Origin of the sequence: Pedobacter sp. BG31 (genome assembly GCF_042464845.1) — a bacterium.
In the GTDB taxonomy this organism is placed as follows: Bacteria; Bacteroidota; Bacteroidia; order Sphingobacteriales; family Sphingobacteriaceae; genus Pedobacter; species Pedobacter suwonensis.
The window spans coordinates 39,781-52,567 of record NZ_JBHNZK010000010.1; the positions used below are offsets into that span (position 1 = coordinate 39,781).

Below are 12,787 nucleotides of genomic sequence, written 5' to 3' on the forward strand. Positions count from 1 at the left end.
TATAAAGTTAGTTGGTATGATGATCTGATCATCAATCTATTTAGGTCTGTAGTAACGAGGTTTTTAATTAATGATATAATCTTCAAATTTGGTATAGTGTTTATTGCCATAAAAATCGACCATACAAAACCCTACCTGATAATTTCCTTTTGGCATGGTTGAAAGTTTGATATCTAAAGCTAAAGGATCAGCGATAAGCAGTTTACCCAATGTGATACTCATTGATCCATCAATACTATTCTGACCCAGAAAAGTAATTTCATCATACGCCTGCAGGCTCTTAATTTTATCTGTAATCCCTTCAGCAGAAATCTCCCGATATCCGGTTACTTTAGCCAGATTCTTTCCTTCAACATTAAAATACTTTATTACCAGCTCTGCTTGTTTTCCATTCAAAAGTACAGGCACATTATATGATATCCCCGATTGGTTGGAGAGTCCCATAAATGCACAGACGTTGATATCGTTGATACTGATCCACCTGGCGTCCCATTTTTTATTCCCGCCATACAGCGTGATGTATCCGCGGTCATCTACATTTGTATCGTAAGCATCCAATCCGTACGACACCAACGTACTGTCTCCCGTTAACCTTCTGATAGTTAAATAAATCTTATTGGTATTAACCAACATGGCTGCATTTAGCTTTCTTCCGGAATCTTTAACAAAAACGCTATCCGCATCTCCTCCAATCAGTTCGGCTACATAATTTTCGATAAATTTTTCAAATTCTATATTGAATGGTGTTAGCAGATAATCTTTTAACTGACTGGCGGTTTTTCTGTTATAATAGGGAAAATACACCGAAAGGCCTGAAATGGCGTCTTTATCTAGGTTTTTTGAATAAACATTGCATACAACTGCATCTTTCAGCTTTTTCTCAAAATCGCCAAACAATGTGTCAGTGTTTTTCGCTGCTATTTTAAAAAAGCTGGAAATATCAATCATATCTTCAGCCGCGAACGAAAAAGAAGGTAATCCGAATGATTTGGACCTGGCCCTGTAATTGGATTTCTGTTTAAAAGCTTCTTTAGCCGGGTACGTTGAATTTAGATTTGCAGAAATTTTACTGATCAGGTTTCCTACACTTGCATTTAAAGCAGCTACTTTATCAAGCGCGATTACTGATAAGGTTGCTTGCAAATAAGGTTGAGACGAATAGGCATCAATATATGATTTTGCAATTCCCTCCAGAAGATCAACTGTTTTTAGGTTTGGTTGAGCAGATAAGGCGTTGATGATATATTCATAATTCCAGCCATTGCCTGGTTCAAGTTCCTGAGAAGCTATCATATAATCAGCATAAGGTGCAAATACAGTGGCGGTTTCGATAGTTGCCATTAAACAGGCATCAAAACCTATAAAATCCAGATCCAAATCATTTTGGCTACGTTTCAAATCTGCGAAAGCCTCTCCCATTTCATGCAGGGAAAGGGAAATATCTTCAGGAAATAATTCATCGTAACCAAAACCATGCACACTGCCTCTTCCGTGATTCCAAAAAATCAGCCCATATCTTTCTGCCGGGAAGTTCTCTTTACTAAAAGAAATAAAATCAACCAGGGTTGATGGATCTCCTATACTTTTGTTTGCTGTTACTTTTACTTTTTCAAACCCCTCTTTAGTCACCTTACTATAAGTAAGGCTATCGCCGGAGATCTGCTCAGAAAAATGCCACTTTTTAGTCCCACCATGCAAAATCACCGTTGCAAAATTATCCCCGGTGTTTTTATAGGAACGGATAATCTCATTAATGTCTTCACTGGCCAATTCATGCTTGCTTTCCAGGTCTGATCCATTCATATAGATCAGCAGTACAAAACTGCGTTTAGGCTCCGGGTTTCGGGCATGGCTGGTAACGGCGTAAAATACCAGTGCAGCCAGTATGAACAGTATACGGACATTTGTTTTAATAAAGCCCATTATCTTCTCGGGTTAACTTGTGGAGGGTTTCTGAATTGATAAATGGCTGCGGCAACAGATTCTTTAAATTCCTCGCTATATTCATTCGTATTATCCGGGAAGGTTTTTTTCAGCAATTCTGACAATCCATCTGCATAATTCTCATTGGCCTGATCGATATCAAAATCGCTACTGGCCTTAAATGATCTTTTAACCTCGTTATTATCTTCAACAACATTTTCTACTCTTGAAAACAAAGAACGTCTTTCGCTCCTCAAACTTCTTGCAACTGTTTTCTGATTATTGATATCCCTAACAAGATTAAGGAGATCGGTCATTTGCTGATCCGCTTCATTAGAAATATTGGCTCTCACCTGGTTTTCCCTTACCAATGTAATCACCTCATCCAATGAATTTACAAACTCATCGTCAAAGGCTTCTACGCACTGGCGCTGGATCACATCATTTTTGAGTTTTACTTCTTCCATTTCGCATATGTTTTGTTGCCAGTCGTCGGGTTGTTTTTCATACTCGGTCAGGTATTTCTTATTCGATTCGACCAGAAAATATTCTATCATTTCATGAAATTCCAGCAAGTCATAATAGTCCTTTTTATTTTGGGCAATGCTTTGCAGCTTAGGTGTTAACATATGATAATCCGTTTCTGAACTTAAAGTTCTGAAAATGCCGTTATTGATATTTGAGGTCACTTCTTTCGTTTTAGCAGATAGTTTATCCTTCACAAAACCGGTAATCAAAGCACCCATATCGTTCATTGCTTTATCGATATCCAACGAGCCTTTTAACGTGATATCATTTCCAAAAACGGTCAATTCAAGTTCAGCTTCTATTTTTTTGGCATCAGGGCCAAATTCCATGCCCAATACAAAAGATTTGATCCAAAATAACCTGGTAATGGCGCCTAAAATATTTGCTACCGCCTCCAAAGCTCCTGATGCGATTTTACCGCCAAGCGTTAAAGCTGCTTTAGCTATCTCCAAAGCACCATACGCTACTCCGATAGCCACATTTACACCTACTTTTAGGGTTTCATAGTATAAAATCTGAGCTGAATAATAAATTTTTTCATCCACCCGCCACCAGGAAGCATCTGCTCTTCTATTACCATAATCTCTGATGTAATTGTTATACTCATTGATGGTGTTATTCAGATTTAAGATCTGCTGTTGGGCTTCAGTCAATTTTCGGTTTGCATTTTCTATAGAATTTTGCACGGTCCTGGCTGCATCCCGCACAGCATTCTGGGCTTCTTCCAAAAGCTTGATAAATCCACTGGTATCAAACACCACACGCGCATTAAATCCACTGCTCGAAAAATTGGCATAGTTTCCTTCTAAATGAAAAAGGATTTTAAAACCAACATATTGCAGTTCCAGATCAATAAATACCATCCTGTCTTTAAGGAGAATCAGGGCATCCAACTGAAAAATATTTAAGATATTGACGTAAGCACTTAAATAAAATTCGAGTTTTTTTGTTGCCCTGTTAACATTTAAATACAATACCGGGCCTTGAGCATCTGCTTTTATCAGCGCGCCCGCCAGCCCACCCTTTACAGGCTCCATAGGCATTGTTTTTCGGGACCTCGTCAATTCAAATATTCCCTTGATTTCAATCTTTGAAATTTCAATCAATGCCAAAATAGCGTTACCAGGCTCGATCAGGAAAAGTCCTCTTGCTTTTACGTTAAAGATTTCGATGGTACCGCAGAGAAAAAAGCCCACATTCATCTGGTAATTTCCAATTACGGTAGGCTGAGTACATATAAACAGCTGGCAGTTTAGAGATATGGCTCCCGAGGTATCAACCCGGTAATGGCGCATGGTTGAGGTATCGGTAACGATGCATTGATGGTTGCCTCCTAAATCAGAAACCTGAAGATTTTCAACGGCAGGTATGGCGAGTTCAGTTGGCAGGCTTGAATTGAAGTTCTTTAAAATCTCCGCTTTATCGGTATTATCCGGATGAGATGGGGATGTCCATTGGGACATTTTAGCGTTATTGATTTCAAAATCAGCCAAGGCTACCACATCGAGAAATTCTATTCCAGGAAAATCGACTTCCGCAATATCAACAATAATATCCTTTAGGGAAGTCCTGCCCTTGGTAGAGGTAATTGCGGCGGTAATTAATCCAATATTAGCCTGGCTCACAATAAACCCTGCAAAAATGGATATATTATTGGTTGTTACCCTACCGGTCATGCCGAAAGTAACACCAGTTGCCCCGACGCCAATCATCAAACCTAAATCGCTCAGGCTAATCTTATTATTTATCGGTATTTTATAGCTTGAAGAGGCAGACAGGTTAAAGGAAGAAACGGACAGGCTTCCGGCAAGAACAAAGGTTAACACATCTTCTTTCAATGGAAAATTGAGCTTCCCTCCTGCCGCTAAGTAGAATCCATTATGCTGTTTAATACCGAAATACAAATTTTCGATTTCATAACCTTCTTTTTTGATATCGGCACTGATCAGCATTGCTTCAAATGCTGAAGCGTTTAACGCCGTTCCTATGATCAGATCAATATGATCCAGACCTGTTAATTGATAAAGTCCCTTTCCAAATGCACTATCACTATTTTTCAAATCAAACAATGAGTTAGCAACCAACTGCTGGTTAAAGCGGTCTGACATGACCATATCGGGAAAATGACCTGATGCGGTTCGCTTCAAATACTGGTTAACTGCATTGGAGGTTTTGTTCCTGACGATTAGCGCTACTTTTTTTATACCCAAAAAAGTCATTGTATCATAAATGAACTGCTCCAATGCATTTCCATTCCGAAAAAAACCGGTATCTATACTTAAAGCCAACTGTTTAGCATCTGTTAGCACCACTACATTGGCATAAAGAGAAGCTTTTTCACCTGCCACATCTTTATCGTAATGAATCACCACAGACCACACACCTGCAGATTTCAGCACCTGTGCTTTAAAGGTCCCGGATAAGCTATTAAATAACGTAAATTGGCCAGACAGCCCATCCACGCCTAACTCATTGTTATTCAACAAATCTTTGATTTTAGCGCGACTGGTGTCAAGCTCTCCAAAAATCAATTTTTCATTGTTATTTACCATGATGGTTACTGAGGCATCTAACTCAAAAATCTTCCCGGTTGCCGAAAAAGCGATATTGGTCTGGTTGCTCATTTGAAATCAAAAATTATGCTTTAGCAGCGCTGCTTAACTGAAAATCAATCAACTTAGCTAAATACTTACCCCTTAATCTAAACTATCCTAAATCGCTGGTTATTCTCCTTTGACCAGTTGTTTTTCAGGTACATTGAGCTTACTAACTAAATTTTCAATGGTATCTAAATTTAGCTGCTTCAATACGACATTCCTTCTCGTATTCCAGATTTTAAAAGCCAATTTCTCAATTTTTACGAATCCTAAATCAGGAACGGCACCTTCACAATCTACCTCAATGGCAAAAGCATATTCCTTCACATTTCCTTTTACATAAATGTAAGCAGTTTTCAAGCTAAATTTCAAGTTATCTACCTTAAACTGAGATCCAGGCTTATCAGCACTTAATGCTTGAAGATCAGATTTTATCTTTTCTGTATCTACACTATCACTAAAGGCAGCTGTTAAATCTTTTATCATTTCTCCTAAGGTAGCGCTACCTACTTCCTCCAAATTTGTTGGCATCAAAAGAAAAGAAGAGTCGTTCCCGGCTTTTTCATAAACTGCTACTAATTTGGTTTTAAGTAATTGGAACTGTACGCCCAACTGAAGATTCATGTCACTCATTTTTTTAAGTTCTTATTTTTTCCTACTCCTCTGGCTTTTCGGATGATGCCCCGTTTGCTTGGTGGTCTCTGGACTCCACTTAGTTTTTATAAGATAATTAGCCAGTCGAATCCAGATTGCTCAGCAATCTATCATCAATCGGCAATGGTTTCAAAGTTAAAAACGGTGATATGAGCCTACACAAGCTGGCTTATTATTTGATTTGTCTCTGGCATTTTTTGCCAAAGCCCGCATTAAGGTTATTATTGTTTGCATATCAACTATATTTGGTTGTTAAATCCATTTTTAGGCACAAAAAACATCAGCCCATTTTATGGCGAATAGAAAATTGGCCTTGTGCAATACAGTTGCAACGAGAAAGAGTTGTGATCTGAGAGCGTTGCGTATCCGGATTGTTTCTTCAAAATTATTGTTAGATAATTCTGAACAGTTATTGCATCTTACAGATAACTGCTTTACGAATATAATATTTTTATTATTTTAAGTAAAACTCTATGAAGAAAAAATATTAAGATGGTCTTCGGAGTAGAAGATGGCAATAAAGTACTTGCATCTTTTGAGATGGCTGCTGCAATTCCTTTTAAATCAATCAGCGTGTTAAAATCCGGTCGTATTTAAAGCTAAACCAGATTGTCATTGGTCTAACCAGGCTTTAAATAGCGGTGCCCGTTCCCGGCTTACAAATGCTTCGTATGAGGCATAATGACGAAAAGTAACTTTGAGTTTTGAATTGAAATGATTGTAGACCTTGTCAATGGCAGTTACGTTTACGATATACTGTCTGTTGAGCCTGAAAAAAAGTGTTGGATCCAATTGCTCTTCCAGTTCTTCCAGATTTTGGGGTACAACTTCGTTCTTGCCATTGGGCAAATGTGCGTAATTAACTTTATGTTCAGAATGAAAAAAGCTGACATCGTTAGCGGCAAGAATTTTATAACCGTCTTTATAAGGGATTAGAAAGCGTGTTCTGATCTTTTTGTTCTCTAGTGCATCAATTACGCCCTGCAACCGGTCGGTTATCATTGCAGATACATTTTCTGTCCGTTGACCGACTTTCTCAAGCGCTGCAGCAAGTTCCTCCTGCTCTATTGGTTTAAGCAGATAATCCACGCTGTTAAACTTGAATGCCCGTACAGCATACTCATCGTAAGCTGTTGTAAAAATAATAGGACTTTTTACTTCTACCTGATTAAAAATCTCAAAACTAATTCCATCGGCAAGCCTGATGTCCATCAAGATCAAATCAGGAACAGGATTTGATTGTAGCCAGTCAACACTGCCGGCAACGGTATCCAATACATCCAAAATCACCGCTTGCGGTTTTATGGCCAGCACCAACCTTTTGAGTCGTTCGGCATTAGGCTGTTCATCTTCTATAATTAATATATTGATCATTTTAGTAAGGGTAAAATTACCGTAAAATGCTTGTCCGTTTTGGTTATTATGATTTCAGGCGCATTGAGCAGGCGATAACGATCCCTGACATTACCCAGGCCAATTCCGGTTCCATCCAAATGGGTCAACAATGGTTTTAGTTCATTACGTACTGAAATTTCGTCGCTTTTTAACGATTTAATTTCGATCAGCAAAGGATCTGATTTCACTGTGCGATTATGCTTGATGGCATTTTCTACCAAAAGCTGCAGTGACATAGGTGGTATCATGGCATCTTTACTGATGTGCGCAATATCTATGGCAAAGGAAATCCCTGAGCCAATCCTTACCCTGGTCAAAAACAAATATGATTCTAAAAACCTAAGTTCTTCAGCAACCGAAATTTTATCTTTTTTTGAATTGACCAGCAAATAGCGGTATACCTTGGCGAAGTTTTCTGCATATTCAAAGCCTTTTTGCTGATCCTGTAAAATCTGCTCTGCCAGAACACTCAGGTTGTTGAAAACAAAATGCGGATCGATCTGCAGCCTTAAAGCATAGAGTTCGGCCTCACTGGCAGCCTGTTTATGCTGGGCTGCATTTACTTCCAGTTCAAGCGCCAGTGTGGCTGTTTTCTTCCAGTTGGTCAGGAAATAATAACCAATATTACCCGCCATGATCAATAAAGAAAGAATAACTGCTGAGGTTAGAAATTGCGAGAAAAGCCTGAGTTCTTCTCTTGAATAATTAGGTTCTTTCTCTAAAAAAACAGCAACATAGGCCAGGTCCATAAGGTGAACAGAGATAATGGCTATAATGGTCTGCAAAAGTGTCTGGACAAGTAGCCGTATGCCCGATTTTTTTTCCCAGGTTAACCAGCGATCGAGTTTACGATCTACCCAAAAACTGATCACCGTGAGCAGCAAAACATATATGTAAGTGTACAGGGTATCGCGAAAAGCAATCCAGCCCGGGCTAATATAATGCTCTTTCCAGTAGGGGTCGTATGGATCTACCAGATAAGAAAGCAGGGTGAGAATCAGCAGCGCGACTAAACTTACTATAATTACATGGCGTACAGGCATTTTCTCCCTTATATAGTTTGTTTTTCCCATAGTGTAAAAATAAGCTTTGCCGGCATCAGTAGCAAAGCTATTCATATCATTGCAATCCTCCGCCCAGGCTACGGTACAAATCAACAGCAGCCTGAAGTTTTTCCAAACGTATATTGGCGCCTTCGAGTTCGGTCTGCAGTAAATTATTTTGCGCCGTGATAATTTCCAGGTAGGTTGCCATCCCGTTCTGGTAAAGTAACGAAGCATCTTTCGTTGCTTTTTTTAGGGCCACTACCTTCTCGTCAACCAATACCAGCCGTTCTGCAGCACGTTTCTGTTTTTCCAGGGCATCGCTCACCTCTCCCACGGCAGTCAGCACGCTCTGCTTAAACTGAAGTACAGCCTTTTCCTGCTCCAAAGAGGCTCGCTCATAAGCTGTTTTAAGTGCCCTCTTCTGAAATATCGGCTGGGTGAGATTAATTGCCAGGTTTTTAGCCAGCGACCCAGGCAAATTAAACCAGGAGTTCAGTTTAAATGAATTGACGCCAATAGATGGCGTTAGGCTGAACGAAGGATACATGGCCACTTTTGCCAGCCCTAATTTGGCCTGTGCATTCATTACAACCCATTCTGCTGCTTTAACATCCGGCCTTCTGCTTAGCAGCCTTACCGGCAATGCACTACCAAAACCCTGCTTAAGTGCAGTCAGACTAAAGTCTTGTTCTCTGTCAATAGAAGCTGGAAATTCACCACACAATATGCTCAATGCATTTTCCTGTATAGCGATGTTTTGTTTTACAAGCGGAACCAGTAATTCGGCCGTTTTCAATTGTGCTTTAGCCTGCTGAACAGCCAATGAATTTACCTGTCCGGCGTTGTACAGCAAAGCCGTCATCTTCAACGTACTGTCGCTTAAAACCTGATTTCGATCCGCAATTCTCAATTGTTCATCAAGCGACAGCAAATTATAATATGCCTGGGCTACCTGGGCAACAATTCTGGTTTGCAAAGCCCTGGCACTTTCCTTATTCGCCATTAAATCTGCATAAGCACCGTCTTGCTGCAGGGCGGCTTTCCCCCAGATATCGGCTTCCCATGATACCCTGAACTGTGCATTATAATCATCTATATAGCTCGTTTTCGTAAACTGCTCACTCAATGAACCGTTTAATGAGTTTTTAGACATCCAGTTTCTGGCCACCGTTACATTCAGATCAAGGGTTGGCAGGAGCGCTTGTTTGGCTTCCTTTAATCCAGCCTCCAGCTGCTTTATAGTAAGTTTGGCTGCCGCCAGATCATTATTTCGTTTTAAGGACATGGAGATCAGATGCTGTAGTTTTTCACCACCGAAAAAAAATTTCCAGGGAAGGCTTAGGGAATCGCCGGTAAGTGATGAAGATTCCCTATAGCTTTTGGGCATTTGCATGGAGGGCTTAACCTGAGGCTTCCTCAACAAACAAGATGAATAAAACATGATGCAAAATGCCAATAATATCAAATTTTGTATCCGAATCATTTTATCTAAACTTTAATTTTTGAACAGAAATTTTTTCCTGCAGATATTGAAATATTATAAATAGCAGCGGAATAACAATTACGCCTAGCACTACACCTGAAAGCATGCCCATAGCAGAGCTTACACTGATGGAACGGTTACCTACTGCGGTCCCCCCGGTGGCCGTCATGAGCGGAATCATTCCAACGATAAAGGCAAGAGAGGTCATGATGATTGGCCTCAGCCTTGAACGGGCGCCTTCAATAGCTGCATCTACAATAGTTAAACCAGCCTGGCGTTTCTGAATGGCAAATTCTACAATCAGGATCGCATTTTTGGCTAGCAAACCCATCAGCATGATGAGGCCGATCTGCACGTAAATGTTATTGTCCAATCCAACTGCCTTGATACCTATAAAAGCGCCTATAACACCTGTAGGAATGGATAACAACACCGAAAGCGGTAATAGATAACTTTCGTATTTTGCAGCAAGAATAAAAAATACGAATAGCAGGCATAGCCCTAAAATTATAACTGTTTGGTTACCGCTGGCTTTTTCTTCCAGGCTTAAGCCCGTCCACTCATAACTATAATCAGCAGGCAGTTTTGATAGCGTTTCTTCAACCCGTTGCATAACCACCCCATTGCTTACACCAGGCGCCCCGGTAACATTGATATTTAACGAGTTATATAGATTGTACCGCCCTACCGATTCTGGCCCGTATACTTTGTGCAGGGTTACCAGCGTAGATGCCGGAACCATTTGTCCGTCTTCACTCTTTACATAGATTTCCTGAAAAGCATGGGCATCCATTCTGAATATTCCTTCGGCCTTGATATTTACCCGGTAAAATTTACCAAACCTGGAGAAGTTCAGCGACTGGTCTCCGGAAAAATAATTTTGTACAACACCCAGCAGGTTACTGACACCAACCCCCATTTGTTTTGCCTTATCTTCGTTCACTTGCAGTTCAAGCTGAGGATAATCGGCCCTGAAAGTGGTATATGCCATGGCTATTCCCGGCTTCTTTGAAAGTTCCCCGATAATCTGATCAGCCTTTTGTTTAAGCTGTTGTGGATTACGTCCCATACGATCCTGTAAGGCAAATTCAGCACCACCCGTAACGCCATAACCCTCTACAGGCGGCATCCGAAAAGCCATTACAGTTCCGCCCTTAACAGTAGTAACGGCCTGGTTAACCTGGTTCATGATCTGATTGATATCTTTTACTTTACCCCGCTCCCTGATAGGTTTTACAGTAACAAAACCCATTGCATAGGATGGTCCTGCTGCATTACTTAATAAATTAAAACCGGTAATGGAGGTATTTTCTCCCACAGCTTCGATTTTTGCGAGTTTGTCTCCAATTTCTTTGGTTACCTGGGTAGTTCTATTGAGTCCTGTCCCGGGCGGCATGGATAGCGCAAACATGAACATTCCATCATCTTCCTCTGGTACAAAACTTTTCGGGGTGGTGATCATCAACCAGGCCGCCACCCCAATCGTTAATGCGATAAGCCCTGCTGAAATCCATTTTTTTGAAATTAAAAACCGCAGCCCACTGATGTATCTATTCGTTAAATGATTAAATCCAGCATTGAAGGCATTAAAAAAGCGATCCTTAAGTCCAATGGGCTTTCGGTGTGCTGTAGCTGTACCATCCTGGTGATTGTTTTTTAACAGGATTGCACACAAAGCAGGCGTAAGCGTAAGCGCATTAACAGCTGATATGACAATAGCGATGGCCAGGGTATAGGCAAATTGCTTGTAAAAAAGTCCAGCTGATCCGGACATAAATCCAATTGGAATAAACACCGCTGCCATTACAAGGGTTATCGATATTACGGCCGCGGTAATCTCATTCATTGCAGCTTTTGTGGCTGCACGACCGCTTAAATCTGAAGTTTCCATCTTGCTATGAACCGCTTCAACCACCACAATGGCATCATCCACAACAATTCCAATGGCCAGCACCAGTGCAAAAAGGGTAAGCACATTTATGGTAAATCCTAAAACTAACAAAAAGAAAAAAGTTCCAATAATGGCCACCGGCACTGCTATAGCAGGGATGATAGTTGATCTGATGTCCTGAAGAAACAGGAAAACAACAATAAATACCAGAATAAATGCTTCTATCAAGGTAGTTTTAACCTGGCTGATCGAAAGATCAAGTTTTTCTTTTGTACTTAAAATCTTAGAAAAATGAATTCCAGGCGGAAAAGTTTTTTCCAGCTTTTTAATTTCAACATCAACGCCCTTTTCAATTTCATTTGCATTCGATCCGGTTGTTTGGTTAATCGCAATAGTTACTGCATTACGGTTATTCGATTTATTCGCTCCTGAATAACTGGTTGATCCAAATTCCACTCTAGCTACATCCTTCAGACGGATGACACTTCCGCCATTTCGTTTAACCACCATGCGTTCGTAATCCTGAACCAGGTTTTTCTTTCCTTTATAACGAATTACATATTCAAGGGCAGCATCAGAGTCCTCACCAAGTTTTCCCGGGGCAGCCTCAAGGCTTTGGTCTGCAATAGCATTAGAAACATCTGCAGGTACAAGTCCCAACGAAGCCATTTTACGTGGATTGAGCCAAATACGCATGGAATAATCTTTCGTACCAAATACCTGTGCCTGGCCTACGCCCGGAACACGTTTGATCTGTGGAATTAAATTGATATTGGCATAGTTTTGCAGAAAAAGCTCATCATATTTTTTATTGTCGTCAGTATATAGATTAAAAATCATGATCATACTATTCTGCTGCTTGGAAGTGGTTAGCCCGTTACGGACCACTTCCTGCGGAAGAATTGGTGTGGCCTGTTGTACCCGGTTCTGCACGTTAACGGCAGCCTGGTCTGCATTTACACCCTGCTTAAAAATGATGGATATAGAAAACGAACCATCATTTGATGCTGTTGATTTGATGTACTGCATATCTTCAACACCATTAATCTGTTCTTCCAGCGGGGTAACTACCGAACGGATAACAGATTCACTGTTTCCTCCGGGATAGGCACCTGAAACCATTACCGTGGGCGGAGAAATATCCGGAAACCGGGTTAGCGACAGGCGTGTTAAACCGATTACACCCAAAATCACGATGACCATGGAAATAACGGTTGCAAATACCGGCCTATCTATTATTTTTTGTAACATAAATTTCAATGAAAAAAGT

Annotated in this window: 7 protein-coding genes; all 7 read right to left on the minus strand. The window is 40.4% G+C overall.

Annotated features, from left to right (window positions below; all coding sequences use genetic code 11):
- Positions 1–63 precede the first annotated feature (63 nt).
- On the minus strand, positions 64–1,923 hold the full coding sequence (locus ACFE6N_RS13415) for a clostripain-related cysteine peptidase (protein ID WP_378937225.1): 1,860 nt from the start codon (positions 1,921–1,923) through the stop codon (positions 64–66).
- Positions 1,923–5,075: a hypothetical protein gene (locus ACFE6N_RS13420; protein WP_378937227.1), complete on the minus strand. Its 3,153-nt coding sequence runs from the start codon at positions 5,073–5,075 to the stop codon at positions 1,923–1,925. Before ACFE6N_RS13420 ends, ACFE6N_RS13415 begins: the two co-directional genes overlap by 1 nt.
- 99 nt (positions 5,076–5,174) lie before the next feature.
- On the minus strand, positions 5,175–5,681 hold the full coding sequence (locus ACFE6N_RS13425) for a hypothetical protein (RefSeq protein WP_378937229.1): 507 nt from the start codon (positions 5,679–5,681) through the stop codon (positions 5,175–5,177).
- Between the two features lie 633 nt (positions 5,682–6,314).
- A complete protein-coding gene (locus ACFE6N_RS13430; protein WP_378937231.1) occupies positions 6,315–7,076 on the minus strand; it encodes a LytR/AlgR family response regulator transcription factor in 762 nt (253 codons plus the stop codon).
- Positions 7,073–8,170 (minus strand): sensor histidine kinase, encoded by a 1,098-nt coding sequence (locus tag ACFE6N_RS13435; protein ID WP_378937233.1) that lies wholly within the window; start codon positions 8,168–8,170, stop codon positions 7,073–7,075. Before ACFE6N_RS13435 ends, ACFE6N_RS13430 begins: the two co-directional genes overlap by 4 nt.
- Before the next feature lie 46 nt (positions 8,171–8,216).
- Complete coding sequence (locus ACFE6N_RS13440) at positions 8,217–9,626, minus strand: efflux transporter outer membrane subunit (protein WP_378937235.1); 1,410 nt, start codon at positions 9,624–9,626, stop codon at positions 8,217–8,219.
- A 1-nt stretch (position 9,627) separates the two neighbouring features.
- Positions 9,628–12,768: an efflux RND transporter permease subunit gene (locus tag ACFE6N_RS13445; protein WP_378937237.1), complete on the minus strand. Its 3,141-nt coding sequence runs from the start codon at positions 12,766–12,768 to the stop codon at positions 9,628–9,630.
- Positions 12,769–12,787 lie beyond the last annotated feature (19 nt).

Coding starts and splice junctions, on each gene's coding strand:
- ACFE6N_RS13415 (WP_378937225.1), bottom strand. CDS start 1,923: ATGGGCTTTATTAAAACAAATGTCCGTATACTGTTCATACTGGCTGCA.
- ACFE6N_RS13420 (WP_378937227.1), bottom strand. CDS start 5,075: ATGAGCAACCAGACCAATATCGCTTTTTCGGCAACCGGGAAGATTTTT.
- ACFE6N_RS13425 (WP_378937229.1), bottom strand. CDS start 5,681: ATGAGTGACATGAATCTTCAGTTGGGCGTACAGTTCCAATTACTTAAA.
- ACFE6N_RS13430 (WP_378937231.1), bottom strand. CDS start 7,076: ATGATCAATATATTAATTATAGAAGATGAACAGCCTAATGCCGAACGA.
- ACFE6N_RS13435 (WP_378937233.1), bottom strand. CDS start 8,170: ATGGGAAAAACAAACTATATAAGGGAGAAAATGCCTGTACGCCATGTA.
- ACFE6N_RS13440 (WP_378937235.1), bottom strand. CDS start 9,626: ATGATTCGGATACAAAATTTGATATTATTGGCATTTTGCATCATGTTT.
- ACFE6N_RS13445 (WP_378937237.1), bottom strand. CDS start 12,768: ATGTTACAAAAAATAATAGATAGGCCGGTATTTGCAACCGTTATTTCC.